This is a genomic window from Endothiovibrio diazotrophicus (genome assembly GCF_054657215.1).
The window spans coordinates 31,833-51,196 of sequence record NZ_BAAHXB010000017.1 but is presented as its reverse complement, the minus strand read 5'-3'; the positions used below and the strand labels follow the sequence as shown (position 1 = coordinate 51,196).

The window sequence follows — 19,364 nt, the reverse complement described above, 5'->3', positions numbered from 1 at the left end:
TGGGAAGTTATTCTTTCGCGGGCCCTAAGGTTCCCTACGCCGGCGCCGAGGCCGGCTCGACGGCGGGCGACTCGTCGCTGCAGACCCGGTTGCGCCCCTCCCGCTTGGCCCGGTAGAGCGCCTCGTCGGCGCGCTTGACGAAGCGCTCGGCGCTGTCCTCCGGGTGCCACGCGGAGATCCCGAAACTGCTGGTCACCGTGCCCACCCGGGGATGGTCGTAGGCGGAGAGTAGCGCCCGCAGCTTCTCGGCAAGCCCCGCGGCGGCGTGCAGGTCGTCATCGCGCAGCAGCAGCACGAACTCCTCGCCGCCCCAGCGGCCGAAGAAGTCCACCGCGCGGATCGAGCCGGAGACCAGCTGCGCCACCGCCTTCAGCACCTCGTCGCCGACGTCGTGGCCGTAGTGGTCGTTGACCCGCTTGAAGTGGTCGATGTCGAAGAGGATCAGCGCCATCGGGCCGGGGTGGCGCCGCTTGTGGGCGATCTCGTCGGCCAGCCGTTCGGTGAAGCTGCGCCGGTTGCGCACGCCGGTCAGCGCGTCGTGGGAGGCGAAGTAGTCCTTCTCGGTGAGCAGCCGGTCGGCCACCTCCAGCAGCTGGTTGAAGCTGCGGCTGATGCGCCCGATCTCGTCGCCCGACTCCACCGGGATGCGGTTGGCGAAGTCCTGGCTGGAGGCGATGCCCTCGATGCTGTTGAGCATCCGGTCGAGCGCCCGCAGCAGGCTGACGATCGAGGAGATGGTGAGCGCCGCCACCAGCAACCCGACCAGTAGGGTCGCCGCGATGCCGAGGAACATCAGCCGGTTGAGGCTGGCCAGGTCGTGTCCGGAGCGCTCCACCACCCGAGCGAGCACCCAGTCCTCCACCTCCTTGATGCGGTCCACCGCCGCGGTCGCCGTCGCCCACCAGCGCCCCACCGCCATCCCCGACGGCAGCGCCCCGTCCTCGGCGAAGCGGGTCACCGCCGCCAGGGTGGTCGCCACCTCGGGCGAGGCGAAGCGGGCCTCGAAGCGCTGGCGGCTGGCATCCGAGGCCTCCAGGCGGAACTTGCGCAGCTCCTCGTCGAACAGGCTCTTCAGCCGCACCACGCTCAACCGCGCCTGCGCGTCGCGCCCGTGGTCCTCGATGCCGTAGCCGACGGTGGCGCGCAACTGCCCCAGGTACTCCTTCGCCGCCACCAGCCGGGCGTGGGCGGCGACATCATCCTCCCGCGAGGCGCCATCCGGTCGCCGGGTGAGGCCGTCCATCTCATCGGTCAGCCGGCGGATCACCCGGGTGTAGCGGTCGCGCGCCGCCAGCGGTTTGAAACTGTCGGCATCGACCGACTGACGAATCCCCGCCACCTCGGCGGCCAAGCGCACCCCACCGCCCGCGGCCACCAGCCCCGCCACCGCGTCATCGGTCAGCGTGCGCTGGTGGAGCACCTCCCCGCGGTCGCCGCCGGAGAGGACGATGGTGGTCAACCCCCGCTCCTTTTGCAGTTCATGGACCACCCGCGAATGGGCATCGATACTGCGGGTGTTGTGGGAGATCGCCTCGATCAGACGGTACTGGTCGAGATAGGCGTCGTACTGACGCCACAGGGCGAAACAGAGCGCGACCAGCGCAGAGAAGCCGAGCAGCAGGATCTTTTGTCGGAGGGTCATGGGGAGGGTTCCGGGTCGTCCATCGGGCGCCCCCTGTTGGCGGGGGTCATTGTTGGCGTAGATGGTACGGAACCGCTCCGCGGCTGGCTACCCACCTGAGGCACTTGTCCCAATGAAAATGGTAGCGCGCTGGAAGAACGCCGACACGCCCTCTGACATTAACTTCAGAGCCCGAAAAAACCTACAAAAAGGGTGACCATCATTCTCGAGCCTTATTCGCGCCGACAAAATACCCTGTCAACACCGCGAACAGCTTGTAGAACACAGCGAGAATATTATCCGCCACATCAGAGCCAATAAGAATGAGATACATCCACAAGACTAAAACAACACCGGAGGAACCAATAACGAAATACAAGAAAAATACTATCATCCTCTCTTTCGCATCGACATTTAATTTACTCTGCCCAGCTCCTACATTACCCTCCTTAACTTCTTCAGCTTTTTCTGCCTCTCGACCACATGGAACAAACATCCATCTTCTCAACATCACACCCGCCTCACATCAAATCAGTTTCTGAAGCTTCTCCATCCAAAACTATCCGAACGCTGTTCTTAGTTAAGATATCTCGACCGATGAACGCATCTCGGTCATCGTAGTTCATCAACATCGGGCTATCACCCCAGTTAACAACGGCTCTAAACGTAAAATCAATACCTTTCCGCCCCCCGTTTCTTCCAACAACTGAACACGGCCGTTTAATTAAATAATATTTATAGGATTTCCCCCAAAGCCTCTCTTTTTTCCCCTCGTCATTCACGTTACTATTCCATCTAATTCGCCTCTTTCTCGTAATGATATTATTTTTGACTAGAATCTCATAACTAATACTAGAAAATGGACAGCCGGTATCAAAATCGCCCTTGATCCGCTTTGGCTCACCAGACAAGTCGTAAAATTCAAAAGTGATGGTAGGATAAATAGTATCATCATCTTTACGAGACCAGCCAGTACCATACTCCTCGACGACTACCGGCCTAGAGTAGGCGTAAACCAAGCATCCTTCACTCTCGGAGAATTGATCTAAATCGTCGCTTAGCGGGGCATCAGACATTTTACCGGATGCCACAACTTGCCCAGGACGATGAGCAATCAATACCCAATCTATACTGCGGTCTTTGCAAAACACGTCCCTTACATATGGCATATTCTCCTCATCTGCCCTTTGATAAAGCGAATCAACCTCATCGTCCGAAAGTTGGTGAAACTGAGCAAGCGTTATACAAAATGGGTCTTTCAACCAGGACTTACTCAGATCCGTTCTAATGGGAATCAAGCCTTCATGCGGGCTCTCCATAGATCTTTTTATTTCGTTAATCTCATCGATAAATTTCTTATATCGCACACCAAAAGTCGGCGGCAAAGGCTTCTCAATCCTCATATCCGGACGCAGCTTGTGAACCCTCATTCGCCACTCCGGCTGATCAGCATATGCGCTCATAACAGCAATTGGTATATCGCTATTTATTGTTCGGACTCTCTCTGCAACCTCGATTCCGTCCATATCTGGCATCCTCAAGTCAACGAACACCATCTCACATCGACCAAGGTTTTTCTCAACCAACCTAACGCCATCTTCACCCGTACTAGCAGTCATAACGGACATACCACTTCCCTCAAAAAAAGAGGTCGCCTCACTCAAAAATGTAACGTCATCGTCAATCAATATAGATATACCAGACATCCCGACACCCCCAAATTTCCTAATCACTCGCAACTAACCGGCAGCACGATAACAACGGATGTATATTTTCCAAACTCGGATCTTACCCCAATATTCCCGCCATGACTATCCCTGATAATTCTCTCGCATATGGGAAGCCCGAATCCACTACCCTGGGTACCTTTAGTGGTAAACAAATATTCAAATACTTTCTTACGAACATCTTCATTCATTCCTATTCCATTATCTTTTATCAACACCTCAATACGTTCACCACGCAACTTTCTAACCACGACATCTATACGCCCACCCTTATCCCCCTTTTTATTAATCGCATACACAGAATTATTGATCACATTAACGAACACCTGCTCAATCTGCCTTCTATCCCAACAAACTTTAATATCTTTAACGCCATCCCCTTTATACGAAGCAGCCCATTGAATAACTCCTGCCGGGGTATTTCTGATAAATCGCTGCTCGTAAATATACCCAACATAATCAATTATGTCGCTCAGAGAACACCACCTGAAATCCGGATCTTGACTTTTTGAATACCCCAAAAACCCACCAAATAAATCTTTTAAATATGTTGTCCAATGTTCCAGCTCTTCCAGAACACGGACAGTATTAGTTTTATTTCGAGTAGATTCCGGAATCAAAGAGACTAAAGATGACAACCAATGATTTATCGAGTTCATTGTGTGTCTTGCATCGTGAACAAAACTCAACGCAACTATACCAGGATTTGCCATTTGCGCTGTACTTAATATCTGCTCATTCCTATTTAATATAGTTTCATTTAGCTCGGCGTTTCGCAGAGCGATAGCACTACTAGCCGCTAAGTTTCTTAGAAAATAAATTTCTTTTGGAAGAAAAGAAGAACGCCTTTTTGCGTACACATTAATAACACCGTAAACACTATCACCAGCAACAAGAGGCATAGATATCATGGATTTTAGCATATGCGAACGAGCAAACCCTTGCCTTAAAAATCCCTTTTTTGGATTTTCTATATTATCCACCTCTTGATGAACTTTGGTAACTTTACCACCACCATCGGCATTAAGCCTAACTTTAGCCTCCGCTTTTCGAATAACACCCCATGACACTCCTCCGCCACTTGCCGGCATATCATAGGCAGAATAACTTTTCAAATTTACACCTGTATATGATGCTAATTCGAGAACCTCATTAGGTCCCTTGCTCTTTTTTAACCACACTGTAGCAACAGGCGCCTCAAGCAACTCTGACGCCGTCACACACAATGTATTACAAATCTTTTTTCTTTCAACGTCATCAAATCTCACCTCTCCCAAACGAACAGCAGATTCGCTAAGCCTTTTGTTCTGAATAACAATAGAACTTTCCTGAGCCAATGTATTTATAAAAATAACCTCATGCCCAGAAAAGAAATTCACCTCTTCCGATGCCAGCGTGAGAAGGCCAACCACTCGATTTCCATACAATAGAGGCGCAATCACTTCACTCTCAATATCAATTCCCCCAACGAATTTCCGATATGATGTATCAACTTCACCACCCGGCCATCTGTATGGCTTTCTATGCCTACAAACCCATGAAATCAATCCATGCTCATTAATATTAATATCCGGTATATTATCTTTATTTAACCCATGACAAATGAAAAAATGATCTCTTAGGCTCTCCGAGTCTTTATTGAAAAGACATATATACCCATAGGAACACCCCAGCGCTTCTATCAATTCACCAAGAATTGATTTAAGATTTGCCTTCAAATCATCGTGAGCAGATATACTCCTATGGGTTCTTTCAATTACAGCACTTTTTACTCGGTTACTCTCACTATCTTCGGATAACTTATGGCTTTCAACAGCAGCCCCCATCAAATTACTCAGTGTTTCAAAAAAACCTTGACCAACTTCAGTTAGCGATTTTCCTTCGTTATCCACGTAGTTCGGCTGCGAAAACTCATTATCTCGCACCAAATTAAACATCAATATCGCCCCATAAACCGACGAATCACCACGCTTTATAGGAATATAGGCGATTGGATATGACGGATCGACGCCTATTGCGTTATATTCCTTCCACCCAATATCTTCAGCGGAAACAAATCCCGGACCGCAAAATTCACTACCAACAGTTGGATGAGCAATAATAGATTCCCCTACAAGCTCCTTCTTTGTCGACTTTATTATTTGACACTCTCTTCCTTCCACCCCTTCGTGGTGACTCTTCGTCACCACACACACGTCCATAGCAACGACCTCAACCAAATAGCTCATCGCGGAATCAAAAAGCTCGTCAAGAATGTTTGTCTTCAGCATCAACCTAGACAGTTCATTTAACATTCTCAATTCTTTCTTTTCATTAATATTCTGTATAACCAGCGACACCTGATTTCCAAGGCTCTTCAAGAACCCCTTCTCTTCATCTGCAAATATATGGTAAAAAGGAACCCCAACAATGAGAACCCCAAACGGCATTGACGATAGATTGTTTTTTATCGGTATGATAGCCAAGGAAGTCTTATCAGGAATACCGCCAACCAATCCATCAGCATACAGTTCCGTATTTTTATAGTCAGCACATACAAAAGAACTTTCCGAACCTACAACCTCGCTCCAAATACTACTGCGACAATTGATCGATTTATTTCCATATTTTTTTAAAAACTCACTACCCGCCTTCATATCCATCAATTGTCGGCCGCTATTGAGAATATATATTCCACTAAATATGTAATCATGAAATGCAATCCCTTCAATCAAATCGCATATTTTTTCATAAATATCACCTCCCTCTATATCAGCCAACAAAGAATCTAGATCATTTATAGATGAAGAACGCACCAAATACATGACTTTCCCAAGACACGAGTCAACCATTTTGGCTAGCGAAATAAATTTATCAATTTCATCAGACGAAAATCTTGGCCCAGGACCATCATGCGTAATAGTAATATATTCAAATGGGTGATTTTCGTTCTGAAAAACATAAGCCATCGCATCATCAAATACAATTAAATTGCTATCCAGAACCCCCACAAGAACACCATCTATATTTCTATTTTGAACCCTCAAATAACTTAATTCAGATTTGTCGAATTTACATAATTTTACATTTTCATCACGAGACTTATTGCTTCCTCTCGGGCGGAGCGACTTACATTCACCAATTTTTGAGATGTATGCCAACTGAACACTAGCCCCCTGCAACCAGTCGTCCACATAAATACCCACACTAAGCAATAAGTCGTCAATATTTTCACAACCAACTATTTTTGCCAAATCAGAAGACACATTTGCCAGCACGTTGCTTTTGTTGAAATCCATACCCCCCCCTGATAAACTTATTCTTCTCAACGCTGGTCCGATTATCTAAAAGACCGATTCTTACATATATGATATCCTATAGGATCTCCTAACAAATCCTATACTTTTGCTATACCCCCATACTAACCAAAACAAATTCAGCATCTACTTATAAAACAAAAATCCAACAATCCGATTCTTTTATTTACTTTGTAAATAACACTCCCCTTTTCCGACCATTACGTCCACGTGACCCTTACACGATCGGTGATTCATATCTGCCTTGTAGACAGAGACATGAAACCACACTAAGTCTGCTGACTAGTCTCCCAACGAAGCAGGAAAACCGCCTCGCTCAGTCAACTTAATATGAGCATCAGAAAGATCGCTCTCGAATTTTATAGCCTAAAAAGCCAAAATTCGCGCATCTATGTCATGAAATTGAAGGATAACCAAATCGTCTCACTATTCCAATACTTCGTCTCTCGATCATTCTGCGCCGCGATCGAGGTAATTGCGCCATCCGCCCAGGGCCGTGATCTCCTCCGCCCCGTCAAGCGCCGCCGATTCGCAGAGAAAACCCTTCTCCAGACCACCGTCCGCCAGCTCCACCGAACCGATGGCGAGCGGCGCGGGGACCAGCGCCATGAAGGAGCCGAAGGCCGACTCGGGCAGCTCCCACAGCTCCACCTCGACGGCGCCGCCGCCCTCCTCCACCCGCACCAGCCCCGGCCGCTTCGGCGGACCACCGGGCAGGGCGTAGAAGCGGTAGTTCGGCGCGGTGGAGGTACGCTCCAGCAGACGCGCACCGCGCTCGGCGAGCTGGTGGTTCAGCGGCAAACCCGCCATGTGGGCGCCGCACACCGCCAGCCGCATCCAGCGCCCGCCCTCGCCCGTCTCCTCCTCGCCGAGCAGGCGGGCGGCGTAGTCGGCGAGCGCCGCATCGTCGCAGGCGGGGCCGACCAGGGTGACGCCATAAGGCAAGCCGTTGGCGCCGAGGCCGGCCGGTACGGCCACCGCCGCCAGATCCAGCAGGTTCATGAAGTTGGTGTAGTAGCCGAGATTCGCGTTGAGGCGGATCGGGTCGGCCTCCACCTCGGCAATGGTGTAGATGGTGCCGGCGGTGGGGGTGACAATGAAGTCGACGGTATGCAACTCGCGGTCGGCCTGGCGCTTCAGCTCGGCCAGCCGATATTGGGCCTGGAAGGCGGCCACCGCGCCGGCCTGCGCCGCCGGCTCGATGATCGCGCGGGTCACCGGCAGCAGCGCCTCGGGGTTCGACTCGATCAGCGGCTGCACCGCGGCGTAGCGCTCGGCCACCCACGGCCCCTCGTAGAGCAGGCGGGCGGCGTCGAGGAAGGGCTGGAAGTCGATCGCCACCGCCTCGCCGCCGAGGGACTCCAGCTTCACCACCTGTTCGGTGAACAGCCGCTCCATCTCCGCGTCGCCGAAGAACTCCAACTGGTCCTCGCGCGGCACGCCGAAGATGAAGCGCGGACGCGCCGCCACCCCCGGTGCCATCAGCCGCGCGTAGGGATCGTCGTCGTCGTAGCAGCCGGCCACCGCGGTCACCGCGCGGGCGTCGCTCACCGTGTGGGCGAAGACGGTGACGCAGTCGAGGGTGCGACAGGCGGGCACCACACCACTCGTGCTCAGCCAACCGCGGGTCCCTTTGATCCCTACCAGGTTATTGAAGGCGGCGGGGACCCGGCCGGAGCCGGCGGTGTCGGTGCCGAGCGAGAAGGCGGCGAGCCCCTTGGCCACCGCCACTGCGGAGCCGGAGCTGGAGCCGCCGGAGAGGTAGTCGGGGTTGAAGGCGTTGCGGGTCGCGCCCCACGGCGAGCGCACCCCCACCAGGCCGGTGGCGAACTGGTCGAGGTTGGCCTTGCCCACCGGCAGTGCGCCGGCCTCGATCAGCCGCTCGACGACGAAGGCGGAGCGCTCCGGGGTGTAGGTGAAGGCGGCACAACCGGCGCTGGTCGGCACCCCGGTAAGGTCGATGTTGTCCTTGATCGCGAAGGGGATGCCGTAGAGCGGCAGCGACGCGGGGTCCAGCCCGTCGAGGCGGGCCAGCCACGGCTCCATCAGCTCCAGTGAGGGGGGCGTGATCCACAGGTTGTGGTCGGCCAGTCCGGCCGCACGCTCGACGATGCCGGCGGCGACCTCCCGCGGGGTGGTCTCGCCGTTGCGGTAGGCGGCAAGCAGCGCGTCGATGGTCAGTTTCATGCGTTATTCCCCAGTTTCAATACCAGCAGCGGCTGCCCCGGCTGCACCTGGGCGCCGGCGCGGCAGAGGATGCGGGCGACCCGCCCGGCGTGCTCGGCGTGCAGCCCGATCTCCATCTTCATCGACTCCAGCACCATCAGCGGGTCGCCGGCGGCGACCGCCTGCCCCTCTTCCACCGCCAGTTGCCAGACGCTGCCGTGGACGTGGGCCTCCACCGCCACCTCGCCGTCGGCCAGCGCCAGCTCCTCCGCGTCGGCGTCGATCAGCGCCCCCTCGTCGTGCTCGAAGTGGGCCTGGCCGGTGGCGATCCAGCGCTCGCGCTCCGCGTCGAAGGCGGCCTGCCGCTTCGCCTGGAACGCCTCGATCTGCGCCGCGTTGTCGGCCAGGAAGCGGTTGTAGTCGCGCAGCCGGAAGGTGGTCTCCTCGATCTTCAGCGGGTAGTCACCGCGCGGGAAGCGCTCACGGATATCCTTCAGCTCCTCGGCACTCACCGGGTAGAAGCGGATCTGATCGAAGAAGCGCAGCAGCCACGGTTTGTCGAACTCGCGGGTGCGCCGGTAGCGGTTCCACATCTGTAGCGTGCGGCCGACGAACTGGTAGCCGCCGGGCCCCTCCATGCCGTAGACGCAGAGGTAGGAGCCGCCGATGCCCACCGCGTTCTCCGGGGTCCAGGTGCGCGCCGGGTTGTATTTGGTGGTGACCAGCCGGTGGCGCGGGTCCATCGGCGTGGCGACCGGGGCGCCGAGGTAGACGTCGCCGAGGCCCATCACCAGGTAGCTGGCACCGAAGACGATCTCCTTCACCGCCTCGATGTCGTCGAGGCCGTTGATCCGGCGGATGAACTCGATATTGCTCGGGCACCACGGGGCCTCCTTGCGCACCGACTGCATGTACTTGTCGATGGCCAAGCGGGTGGCTGCGTCGTCCCAGGAGAGCGGCAGGTGGACCACCCGCGCCGGCACCTCCAGGTCGTCGATCTCCGCCAGCGTCCGCTCCACCGCCTCCAGCCGGTCGAGCAGCGCCTCCAGGGGGATCACCCGGCTGTCGTAGTGGAGCTGCAACGAACGGATACCGGGGGTCAGCTCGAGCACCCCGTCGATGGGCTGCTCGCGCAGCTTGAGCATCAGCGCGTGGACCCGGAAGCGCAGGTTGATGTCGAGCGCCATCGGACCGTATTCCACCAGCAGGTATTTGTCGCCGGAGGGGCGGTAGGCCACCGCCACCGGATTCTCCATCTCGCTCAGACGGCGCACCACCGGGTTGCCCAATGCGGCCCGCTCGACCGTCAGAGGTTGCGGCGCGAGGGTCTCGATGGCGGCGTCCCGGGCCCGCTCCATGGCGTTGGCGGTGGCCTGGCTCACCGGCACGAAGCGCACCTTGTCGCCGGGGCTCAACTGCCCCATCTTCCAGCGGTCGGCGCGGACGAGGGTCGCCGGGCAGACGAAGCCGCCGAGGCTGGGGCCGTCGGGGCCGAGGATCACCGGCATGTCGCCGGTGAAGTCCACGGTGCCGATGGCGTAGGCGTTGTCGTGCAGGTTGGAGGGGTGGAGCCCCGCCTCGCCGCCGTCGGCCCGCGCCCACTGGGGCTTGGGGCCGATCAGCCGCACGCCGGTGCGGCTGGAGTTGTAGTGGACCTCCCAGCGGCTGGCGAAGAAGGTATCGATGTCCCGCTCGGTGAAAAAGTCGGGGGCGCCGTGGGGGCCGTAGATGACGTGCAGGGTCCAGTCGCGACTCAGCGCCGGGCGCAGCGCCACGGGCGCTTCGAGGGATCCTGCGGACACGGCCGGCGGCGCCAGATGGAGCACGTCGCCGACCCGCAGGGTACGCCCGCCGTGGCCGCCGAACTGGCCGAGGGTGAAGGTGGCGCGGCTGCCCAGGTAGGCCGGCACCTGGATGCCGCCGGCCACCGCCAGATAGGCGCGGGCACCGGCGCCCTGCACCGCGCCGAGGGCCAGGGTCCGCCCGCGCGCCACCCGCAGCGGGCGCCAGAAGGGGACCGGCTCGCCGTCCAGGGTCGCCGCCATCGGCGCGCCAGTCAGGCAGATGTCGCAGGCGACGTTGAAGCGCAGGGTGGGGCCGTTGACGGTCAGCTCCAGCCCCGCCGCCTGCGGCGGATTGCCGAGCAGGCGGTTGGCGAGGCGGAAAGAGTAGTCGTCCATCGGCCCCGAGGGGGGCACGCCGATGTCCCAGTAGCCCTGACGGCCGGGGAAGTCCTGCACCGTGGTCTGGGTGCCGGGGGCCAGCACGTCGATGGTGGAGGCGTGGAAGTCGAAGTGGTTGAGGTAGCGGGTGGTCGCCTCACCGCGGGCGAACACCCCGTCGGCGACCACCTGGCGCAGGTAGTCGAGGTTGGTCTCGATGCCGGCCAGCTCTACCCGCTCCAGCGCCGCGGCCAGCTTGGCCCGCGCCGCGTCGCGATCGGCGCCGTGGACGATCAGCTTGGCCAGCATCGGGTCGTAGAAGGGGGGCACCTCCACCCCGGCGGCGATCCAGTGGTCGCAGCGCACCCCCTCCGGGAAACGCACATGGGTGAGCAGCCCCGAGGAGGGCTGGAAGCGCTTGCGCGGGTCCTCGGCGTAGAGCCGCACCTGGATCGCGTGACCGGCCGGCGCCGGCTCCTCCGCCGGCAGCTCCAGCTCGCCGGCGGCCAGCCGCACCATCCACTCCACCAGATCGACGCCGGTGACCATCTCGGTCACCCCGTGCTCCACCTGCAGGCGGGTGTTCACCTCCAGGAAATAGAACGCCTCGCTCTGCGGGTCGTAGATGAACTCCACGGTGCCCGCCGAACGGTAGGCCACCGCCTCGCCGAGGCGCCGGGCGGTGGCCAGCATCGCCTCGCGCACCGGCTGCGGCAGGTTGGGGGCGGGGGTCTCCTCGACCACCTTCTGGTTGCGCCGCTGCAGCGAGCAGTCGCGCTCGCCCAAGGCCACCACCCGCCCCTCGCCATCGCCGAAGATCTGCACCTCGATGTGGCGGGCGTGCTCGACGTACTTTTCGAGGAAGATGCCGGCGTTGGAGAAGTTGTTGCGGCCGAGGCGGCGCACCGAATCGAAGGCATCGGAGAGCTCCTCCTCGTCGTGACAGAGCTGCATGCCGATGCCGCCGCCGCCGGCGGTGCTCTTGAGCATCACCGGATAGCCGATCATCGCCGCCTCCTGACGGGCGTGCTCCAGCTCCTCCAGCAGGCCGGTGCCGGGCAGCAGCGGCACCCCGCTCGCCTCGGCCAGGGCGCGCGCGGTGTGCTTGAGGCCGAAGTCGCGCAGCTGCTTCGGGGTGGGGCCGATGAAGGCGATGCCGCGCGCCTCGCACGCCTCGGCGAAGGCGGCGTTCTCGCTGAGGAAGCCGTAGCCGGGGTGGATCGCGCGAGCGCCGCTGGCCTCGGCGACCTGGAGGATCTTGCCGACGTCGAGGTAGGTGTCGGCGGCCAGCGCCTCGCCGATGAGGTGGGCCTCGTCGGCCTGCTCGACGTGCAGCGAGTGGGCATCGGCCTTGGAGTAAACGGCCACCGAGCCGACGCCCATGGCGCGCAGGGTGCGCTGGATGCGGCAGGCGATGGCGCCGCGATTGGCGATCAGGACCTTTTCGAACATTGGAGTACGCCTGTCACGGGTCGTCCCGTGGAATGAATCGCGGCAGCGGGGTCGTCCCCGGCCGAGGTAATCATGGAACATCCAACCGACGGCACCACCCTCCCCTGTAGGAGCGGCCCCTAGGCCGCGATGGTGCGGAGTGCCGCAGGCTGAATCTGCTTGCGGGGGTTGGCGGAAGGGGCGCCCGGCTTCCGCATCCTGCTCGCGCCAAGCACCTGCTTCCCTGTAGGCAATCGCGGCCTAGGGGCCGCTCCTACAGGGAACGCCGTGCCCCCCGCTCAATCCCAGATCAACATCCGCGCCGGCGTCGGGTTGTAGGCGTTGCACGGGTTGTTGAGCTGCGGGCAGTTGGAGACCAGCACGATCACGTCCATCGCCGCCTCCAGCTCCACGTACTTGCCCGGCGCGGAGATGCCGTCCTCGAAGGTGAGCCCCCCCTCCGGCGTCACCGGCACGTTCATGAAGAAGTTGATGTTGCCGGTGAGATCCCGCTTGCCCATGTCGTAATCCGACTCGGCCAGCGCGATCAGGTAGTTGTCGCGGCAGTTGTGCATCGGCCGCTTGTCCAGCGCGTAGCGCACCTGGTTGCTCTCCGCGGCGCAGGCGCCGCCCAGGGTGTCGTGGCGACCGCAGGTGTCGGCGACGATGGTCAGCATCACCCGGCCCTGGTCGGAGCGCAGCCGCGAGCCGGTGGTGAGGTAGATGTTGCCCTGGCCGCGCACGGTGTCGGCGGCGCTGTAGCGCTCGCTCGGGTCGGCCGCGTTGTAGAACAGGGTGTCCACCGCCTGGTTGCCCTTGAGGTCGACGATACGCAGGGTCTGGCCCGCCTTCAGCTCGTGCAGCCACGGCTCGCCGGCGGGGACCTCGAAATCATAGACCGCGGTGGCGGGGTCACGGGTACTTTCGATCAGTTGCTGTTCACTCACCGGTCCGCTCCTCCGTATTGGCAGTGGTAGATGGCGGTATTGTCGAAGCCGCGGCGGTTCTCCTCGCAGGAGGTACGACAAGGGTCGTCGTCGCCCGGCGGGTCGTTGCGCCAGATCGCCAGCTCCACCGGCTTGGGGTTCCAGCCGTGGGCCAGATCCAGCGGGTGGGGGCAGGTATTGAGCACCACCAGGGTGTCCATCTCGGCGCGCAGGTCGACGAAGTCGCCCGCCTTCGAGTGGCCCTCGTGGAAGTGCAGCGCACCGGAGTCGTCGACGGTCACCTTGGAGAAGAGATTGAGGTTGGCCACCAGGTCGCGCTTGCCCAGCCCCCACTTGCCCAACTCGATCAGGAACAGCTCGCGGCCGTTGCGGTGGAAGCCGTTGCGCAGCTCCTGGTAACGCCCCTCGCCGTACTGGCGGCGCACCTCCTCGGCGTTGGAGACGCCGCACATCGTATCGTGCCAGCCACAAGAATCTTCGGTCAGCGAGAGCAGCACGCGCCCCATGTCGGAGTAGCAGACGTGGCCCTTGGTGAGGAAGGCGGTGTGCTGCGCCTTCAGGGTGTCGGCGGCGTTGTAGCGCTCCAGCTTCTCGGCGGCGTTGTAGGCGAGCAGCGAGACGTTGGCCCCGCCGTTGGGGTCGGTGAGCCGCAGGGTGAAGCCGCGGCGGATGATGAAGGACCAATTGCGCGCCCCCGGGAGGCTCTCCCGGTGGACCACGCGGGTCGGGTCGAGGTCGGTCTGGGTCATGGTCGTACTCTCGAAATCAGGGTGTACGGATAGCCGGTTGAGATCGGGTAGGGCGGATTAGCGCTAGCGTAATCCGCCAAATCGGAGCTGCCTCCGGCGAAGGTGCCCTCGTTCCCGGCGGATTACGCTGTCGCTAATCCGCCCTACTACGCTCCATTCAACCGGCGGCGGCCTCCAGGGCCTTGGGGGTCTCCTCCTCCACCTCCTCGCGGATCTCTTCGTAGAGGGTGCGGTCGGCGAGCCCCACCGGCAGGTCGTAGGTGATGCCGGCGCCATAGGCGTTGGGCGCCTGGGGGTCGAGACGCAGCTTGTCGAAGACCAGCAGCCGGGTGCCGAGGTAGAACCCCTCGGCCAGGTCGTGGGTGATCATGAACACCGTCGGCCGGCGCTGCTCCCACAGCGACAGCACCAGCTGGTGCATGTCCGCACGGATGCCCGGATCGAGGGCGCCGAACGGCTCGTCAAGGAGCAGCACCCGCGGTTCGGTGATCAACGATTGGGCCAGCGCCAAGCGCTGCTGCATGCCGCCGGAGAGTTCGTGGGGATAGCGGTTGGCGGCCTGCGTCAGCCCCACCGCCTCCAGCATCTCGTCGACCTGCTCCAGCGCCCGCCGACGGGCTGCGCCGAACAGCCGGGCCACCAGCGGCGCCCCCTTCAGCTCCAGCCCGAGCAGCACGTTGCGGCGCACCGTCAGGTGGGGGAAGACCGAGTAGCGCTGGAAGACGATGCCGCGATCCGGCCCCGGCTCCCGGGGCAGCGGCGTGCCGTCGAGGAGGATCTCGCCGCGGGTGATCGACTCCTCCCCGAGCAGCAGCCGCAGGAAGGTGGTCTTGCCGCAGCCGGAGGCCCCCACCACGGTGCAGAACTCCCCCGACGCCACCTTCAGGTTGATGCGCTCCAGCACCACCTGTTCGCCGAACGCCTTCCACACGTTCTTCAGCTCGACGGTGCTCATCGGCCCCCCCCGTGGTACCAGGGGAAGGCGAGCCGCGAGAGGCCGCGCAGCCCCAGGTCGGTGAGGTAGGCGAGCAGGGTGATCCACGCCACATAGGGGAGGATCACGTCCATCGACAGGTAGCGGCGCACCAGGAAGATGCGGTAGCCGAGCCCGTCGGTGGCGGCGATCGCCTCGGCGGCGATGAGAAAGATCCACGCCGCGCCGAGCGACAAGCGCACCGCGTCGAGCAGTCGCGGCAGCAGCTGCGGCAGCACCACCCGCAGCACGATCTGCCAGGTGGAGGCACCGAGGCTCTGCGCCTTGACCATCAGCTCGCGGGGAAGCTCCTCGACCCGCTGGCGCAGGTCGCGGACGATGAACGGTGCGGTGCCGAAGACGATCAGCACCACCTTGGAGAGTTCGCCGAGGCCGAAGACGATGAACAGGATCGGCAGCAGCGCCATCGGCGGGATCAGCGAGAGGGCGTCGACGAACGGCGAAAGCCCCGCACGGATCAGCGGCACGGTGCCCAGCGCGATGCCGAAGAGCAGACCGATCAGCGCGCTGATCCCCACCCCGCCGGCGAGGCGCTGCATACTCGCCGCGGTATCGGCCCACAGCACGATCTCCCCACTGCGCCGGCTCGGCACGGAGGCCATGCGATGGACCGCATCGCCGAAGCTGGCAAAGGAGGGCAGCAGCTTGTCGTTGGGGTTCTCCGCCAGCCGCGCCCCGGAGGCGACCAGATAGACCGCCAGCAGGAGCACGAAGGGGAGCAGACCCAGCGACCAGCGCAGGCCCCTGCCGGGGGTCTGGTTGATCAGGCGTTTCATGGGGATTGGAGTTCCGCGTCGATTCTCGTAGGTCGCGGCTACTGCCGCGACGGAACGGGGGCACCAACGACGAACGCTGGGACGCACCGTCCGACCGCCACCGCCCGCCCGGAACGGGTGAACGGACGATCAGACGACGGTGCCTCCGTTCGCGTCGCCGCGGTAGCGGCGACCTACAGCTTGCCTTCCGCGGCCAGCGCCATGTAGTCGGCATTGAAGCGCAGCTTCACGTTGCCCTCGTCGCCCACCACCTTGCCGCCGGGGAAGGCGACGCCGATGAAGCCGGCATCCGCCGCCCCCTCGCCGAGCAGGCCGTGATCGAAGGAGAAGCGGGCGACGTGCTCCATGGTCTTGGCCGCCTCGGCACTCTTGGCGAAGGCCACCGCGTCGGCCGGCTGGTAGAACATGCGGGTGGTGGCGAGCTGGGCGTCGAAACCGGCCAGATCGGTGCCGGAGGCGCTGGCCATGGCGCTGCGCGCCTCCTTCGCCTTGGCGCCGTCACCGGACATCGTGCGCATGATCTCGTACCAGGCACCGGTCAGCGCCTTGCCCAGGGCGGGGTGGGCCTTCAGGGTCGCGGTGTTGACCACCATCAGGTCCATGATCTCGCCGGGGATCCGGCTGGAGTCGAACACCTTGTGGCTGTCCGGGGTGGCCAGGATCTCGCTCAGCAGCGGGTTCCAGGTGACCACCGCGGTGACCTCGTCGGAGGCGTAGGCGGCGACCATGTCGGCGTCCGAGGTGTTGACCACGGTGACGTCACGCTCGCTGGAACCGATGGTCTCCAGGGCGCGGGCGAGCAGGTAGTGGGAGACCGACAGCTCCACCAGATTGACCCGCTGGCCCTTGATGTCGGCCAGCTTGTCCTTGCCCTTGAGCACGATGGCGTCGTTGCCGTTGGAGAAGTCGCCGACGATCAGCGCGGTGGAGTCCACGCCGCCGGCCGCGGGGATGGTCAGCGCGTCCATGTTGGTCATCACGCAGCCGTCGAAGGCGCCGGCGGTGTACTGGTTGATCGACTCGATGTAGTCGTTGATCTGCACCACCTCAATGTCGATGCCGTACTTGTCGGCCCACTTCTTGACGATGCCGGCGTTGGCGCCGTAGTCCCACGGCATCCAGCCGACGTAGATGCTCCAGGCGACGCGGAACTTCGGTTTGTCGGCGGCGGAGGCCGGCGCGCTGAACAGCCCCATGGCGAACAGCAGCGCGGCCAGGATGGCAAAGAGACGGGAAGGGAGGGAAAGGCGTTGAAAGGTCATGGACACTCTCCGGTTGGTTACCGTGGAATCGACACGAGAGGAGCACGCAACGGGGTGCTGACCTCCCGGGCTTTTATCCCGCCGTGTAACCCCGAAGGAAGGCGACCACGAACGGCGCTTTTCCAGAGAGGTCGGCGGCTCTCGGACCAGACATCCGCGCCGTGCGGACCGGAACCCTAGCCACCTATTTTGACCAGATTGTATCGATGGACCAATCGGAACCGCAGGGTCGCCGTTGGTGCTCCTCGCACGGAAGGGAGAGCCAGTTCCGTGCCACTCGAATGAAATTCTTGTAAAACAGTCGGTTAAGCGATCTGCCACGAAATGTGCGCCCGCCGACACGCCCCATCGGGGTGCAGCCGGAGAACCCCACTCGCCATCATGGTGCGTACAATGCGCCATTTTCGCTGCCCTGAGCCTGGAATGGATGTTGCCTCGCCGGAAACCTCTGCCCACCCCAACGCAACCACGGAGCCCCCATGGCCTGGACCCACCTCATCATCGCCGGCCTGTTCGAGATCACCTGGGCGGTCGGCCTCAAGTACAGCGTCGGCTTCACCCGCCTCTGGCCCAGCCTGTTCACCGCCGCCACCGCGCTGGCCAGCTTCTACTTCCTCGCCTCGGCCCTGCGCACCCTGCCGATGGGCACCGGCTACGCGGCGTGGACCGGCATCGGCGTGGCAGGCACGGCGATCGCCGGGATGATCCTCTTCGACGAGCCGCGGGAGTGGGCACGGTTGGCGTGCATCGGGTTGATCATCACCGGTATCGTCGGCCTCAAACTGCTATCCACCGAGTGACGTACTCCATACCCGACAGCGCGACTACAAAAACCGGAAGACGGTGGAATCACCGTAGCCGAGGATGCGCAGCGCTCCTAACGGCCCTTCACACACCCTCGCCAAACCAATAGAGCGCCATCCCCATCTCGCTGGCCACATCCCTCATCAGCCGATCCAATTGACGCAATGATGCGCAAATTTCTCGGATACTCAACCGACGCGTCACCCTTCCTACACGGAATGAAATTCACGCCACTGCGTGACGAGATCTCACCAGATACGATCGACGCCATAATCGGAAAGAATGCCGTCGGCGCTGAGTAGTGGCACGTCCTCCTCCATCGCCTGGGCCACCAGCATTCGATCGAACGGATCGCGGTGGTGGAACGGGAGGTGGGAGAGACGGTAGGTATGCTGCAGGGTCATCGGCAACGAGGTCAGCCCGTTGTTGCGCACGCGGCGTTCCATGAACTCCCGCGGCGGCTCGGCCAGCGAGAGCTTTCCCAGGCCGTACTTCACCGAGATCTCGAACCCGCTCACCGCGCTGAGGAGGAGTTCGTTGCCGCCATCCAGGAAGAGCGCCTTCGCCCGATCCGATAGCCGGGAATCTTCGGTCACCAACCAGAGGAAGACGTGGGTATCGAGCAGGAGCCTCAACGAAAGTGCTCCATGAACGCCTCGGGCAACTCGTCGAAGTCGGCGGCGATGGTGACCAACCCCTTGGCCTCTCCCAACCGCCGCCCCCCCGCCGCCGGATTGACCGGCACCAGGCGAACCGCCGGCTTGTTGGCGCGGGCGATCACCACCTCCTCCCCCTCCTCGGCCCGCGCGATCAGGGCCGAAAGCTGGGATTTGGCGTCGTGGACGTTGACCTGCATGGCGAAACCCTCATTAGCTAATTAATGGGTCCCACTGTAGATCCGCAGGCCGATCGCGTCAAACACCTAGTCGCTGCACTCTGCCGCGTGGCGAGAGGCGCGGCAGTAGTTTTCCGCCACCTGGAGAAGTGCCTGTGCGAGCGGTTCGTCGGCGGAGAGGGGCCCGTCCAACGCCCGCGCCAGATCCAGGCCGAAATCGCGGCAGAAGTGTTCCAGCCGCTCGCCCAGGAGCGTTTGGCTCCCATCGTCCAGCTCGGCGATCCACGCCGCCAGCTCCCGGTCGGCAAAGCACTGCCGGGACCAGGCGACGAAACGGGAGGTGAAGGCCTTCCGATCCCTTCCCCTCAGGCGGCTGACGTTATCGTGCGCCCAATCCCCGATATCCCCGACGAACTCCCGCAGGTCGGCAGCGACCGCGCTGTTCCAGTACTGTTTGATCATTTGGCTTCTCAACTCCGTTGAGGTAGTGCTGATTGAATCGGTGGACCTGCCTTCTGCCCGCATCCGTCACGTTGGCTCAGGCGGCTCGGCGATGTCCATCGCCTTTCCGCCGATGGTACTATGAGTGGCGTT

General features: G+C 60.9%; 15 protein-coding genes and 1 riboswitch. Of the genes, 1 reads left to right on the top strand and 14 read right to left on the bottom strand.

The features are described from left to right. Positions 1-34: 34 nt before the first annotated feature. The 11 genes from ACYQ2W_RS06930 to ACYQ2W_RS06880 all read right to left on the bottom strand — a co-directional run bounded on the left by ACYQ2W_RS06930 (position 35) and on the right by ACYQ2W_RS06880 (position 17,131). On the bottom strand, positions 35-1,642 hold the full coding sequence (locus ACYQ2W_RS06930) for a GGDEF domain-containing protein (RefSeq protein WP_459864625.1): 1,608 nt from the start codon (positions 1,640-1,642) through the stop codon (positions 35-37). A gap of 199 nt (positions 1,643-1,841) precedes the next feature. Next, positions 1,842-2,132 carry a hypothetical protein gene (locus tag ACYQ2W_RS06925; protein ID WP_459864623.1) on the bottom strand — a complete coding sequence of 97 codons (291 nt, stop codon included), beginning with the start codon at positions 2,130-2,132 and terminating at the stop codon, positions 1,842-1,844. A 10-nt stretch (positions 2,133-2,142) separates the two neighbouring features. Further along, complete coding sequence (locus ACYQ2W_RS06920) at positions 2,143-3,309, bottom strand: response regulator (RefSeq protein ID WP_459864621.1); 1,167 nt, start codon at positions 3,307-3,309, stop codon at positions 2,143-2,145. Between the two features lie 41 nt (positions 3,310-3,350). Continuing rightward, entirely contained in the window at positions 3,351-6,626 is a 3,276-nt protein-coding gene (locus ACYQ2W_RS06915) for a GAF domain-containing protein (RefSeq protein ID WP_459864619.1), read from the bottom strand. 468 nt (positions 6,627-7,094) lie between these two features. Continuing rightward, positions 7,095-8,831: an allophanate hydrolase gene (gene atzF / locus ACYQ2W_RS06910; RefSeq protein ID WP_459864617.1), complete on the bottom strand. Its 1,737-nt coding sequence runs from the start codon at positions 8,829-8,831 to the stop codon at positions 7,095-7,097. Next, complete coding sequence (gene uca / locus ACYQ2W_RS06905) at positions 8,828-12,424, bottom strand: urea carboxylase (RefSeq protein WP_459864615.1); 3,597 nt, start codon at positions 12,422-12,424, stop codon at positions 8,828-8,830. The genes atzF and uca overlap by 4 nt, the downstream gene beginning before the upstream one ends. A gap of 278 nt (positions 12,425-12,702) precedes the next feature. Further along, positions 12,703-13,350 (bottom strand): urea amidolyase associated protein UAAP2, encoded by a 648-nt coding sequence (locus tag ACYQ2W_RS06900; RefSeq protein WP_459864613.1) that lies wholly within the window; start codon positions 13,348-13,350, stop codon positions 12,703-12,705. After that, entirely contained in the window at positions 13,347-14,099 is a 753-nt protein-coding gene (locus ACYQ2W_RS06895) for an urea amidolyase associated protein UAAP1 (protein WP_459864611.1), read from the bottom strand. Before ACYQ2W_RS06895 ends, ACYQ2W_RS06900 begins: the two co-directional genes overlap by 4 nt. Positions 14,100-14,256: 157 nt before the next feature. Then, positions 14,257-15,054, bottom strand: coding sequence for an ABC transporter ATP-binding protein (locus tag ACYQ2W_RS06890; protein WP_459864609.1), 798 nt, complete (start codon positions 15,052-15,054; stop codon positions 14,257-14,259). Further along, positions 15,051-15,869, bottom strand: a complete 819-nt coding sequence (locus ACYQ2W_RS06885; protein ID WP_459864607.1) for an ABC transporter permease — start codon at positions 15,867-15,869, stop codon at positions 15,051-15,053. Before ACYQ2W_RS06885 ends, ACYQ2W_RS06890 begins: the two co-directional genes overlap by 4 nt. A gap of 173 nt (positions 15,870-16,042) precedes the next feature. Further along, the gene (locus ACYQ2W_RS06880; protein ID WP_459864605.1) at positions 16,043-17,131 is read right to left on the bottom strand and encodes a putative urea ABC transporter substrate-binding protein; all 1,089 of its coding nucleotides are present in this window, start codon (positions 17,129-17,131) and stop codon (positions 16,043-16,045) included. A 60-nt stretch (positions 17,132-17,191) separates the two neighbouring features. Beyond that, positions 17,192-17,322: riboswitch (guanidine-I (ykkC/yxkD leader) on the bottom strand. A 288-nt stretch (positions 17,323-17,610) separates the two neighbouring features. On the opposite strand from ACYQ2W_RS06880, the gene ACYQ2W_RS06875 reads away from it, so the two are divergent. Further along, entirely contained in the window at positions 17,611-17,931 is a 321-nt protein-coding gene (locus ACYQ2W_RS06875; protein ID WP_459864603.1) for a DMT family transporter, read from the top strand. A 252-nt stretch (positions 17,932-18,183) separates the two neighbouring features. Here the strand turns inward: ACYQ2W_RS06875 and ACYQ2W_RS06870 are convergent, their stop codons facing one another. From ACYQ2W_RS06870 to ACYQ2W_RS06860, 3 genes are all read right to left on the bottom strand, one after another. Further along, positions 18,184-18,570 (bottom strand): type II toxin-antitoxin system VapC family toxin, encoded by a 387-nt coding sequence (locus tag ACYQ2W_RS06870; protein WP_459864601.1) that lies wholly within the window; start codon positions 18,568-18,570, stop codon positions 18,184-18,186. Next, the gene (locus tag ACYQ2W_RS06865; protein WP_459864598.1) at positions 18,567-18,791 is read right to left on the bottom strand and encodes a type II toxin-antitoxin system Phd/YefM family antitoxin; all 225 of its coding nucleotides are present in this window, start codon (positions 18,789-18,791) and stop codon (positions 18,567-18,569) included. The genes ACYQ2W_RS06870 and ACYQ2W_RS06865 overlap by 4 nt, the downstream gene beginning before the upstream one ends. Before the next feature lie 66 nt (positions 18,792-18,857). Then, a complete protein-coding gene (locus ACYQ2W_RS06860) occupies positions 18,858-19,232 on the bottom strand; it encodes a hypothetical protein (RefSeq protein ID WP_459864596.1) in 375 nt (124 codons plus the stop codon). Between the last annotated feature and the right edge of the window lie 132 nt (positions 19,233-19,364).

What these genes read in the sequence shown, in the direction of transcription:
- ACYQ2W_RS06930 (WP_459864625.1), bottom strand. Translation starts at nt 1,642, where the DNA reads ATGACCCTCCGACAAAAGATCCTGCTGCTCGGCTTCTCTGCGCTGGTC.
- ACYQ2W_RS06925 (WP_459864623.1), bottom strand. Translation starts at nt 2,132, where the DNA reads ATGTTGAGAAGATGGATGTTTGTTCCATGTGGTCGAGAGGCAGAAAAA.
- ACYQ2W_RS06915 (WP_459864619.1), bottom strand. Translation starts at nt 6,626, where the DNA reads ATGGATTTCAACAAAAGCAACGTGCTGGCAAATGTGTCTTCTGATTTG.
- atzF (WP_459864617.1), bottom strand. Translation starts at nt 8,831, where the DNA reads ATGAAACTGACCATCGACGCGCTGCTTGCCGCCTACCGCAACGGCGAG.
- uca (WP_459864615.1), bottom strand. Translation starts at nt 12,424, where the DNA reads ATGTTCGAAAAGGTCCTGATCGCCAATCGCGGCGCCATCGCCTGCCGC.
- ACYQ2W_RS06895 (WP_459864611.1), bottom strand. Translation starts at nt 14,099, where the DNA reads ATGACCCAGACCGACCTCGACCCGACCCGCGTGGTCCACCGGGAGAGC.
- ACYQ2W_RS06890 (WP_459864609.1), bottom strand. Translation starts at nt 15,054, where the DNA reads ATGAGCACCGTCGAGCTGAAGAACGTGTGGAAGGCGTTCGGCGAACAG.
- ACYQ2W_RS06885 (WP_459864607.1), bottom strand. Translation starts at nt 15,869, where the DNA reads ATGAAACGCCTGATCAACCAGACCCCCGGCAGGGGCCTGCGCTGGTCG.
- ACYQ2W_RS06880 (WP_459864605.1), bottom strand. Translation starts at nt 17,131, where the DNA reads ATGACCTTTCAACGCCTTTCCCTCCCTTCCCGTCTCTTTGCCATCCTG.
- ACYQ2W_RS06875 (WP_459864603.1), top strand. Translation starts at nt 17,611, where the DNA reads ATGGCCTGGACCCACCTCATCATCGCCGGCCTGTTCGAGATCACCTGG.
- ACYQ2W_RS06865 (WP_459864598.1), bottom strand. Translation starts at nt 18,791, where the DNA reads ATGCAGGTCAACGTCCACGACGCCAAATCCCAGCTTTCGGCCCTGATC.
- ACYQ2W_RS06860 (WP_459864596.1), bottom strand. Translation starts at nt 19,232, where the DNA reads ATGATCAAACAGTACTGGAACAGCGCGGTCGCTGCCGACCTGCGGGAG.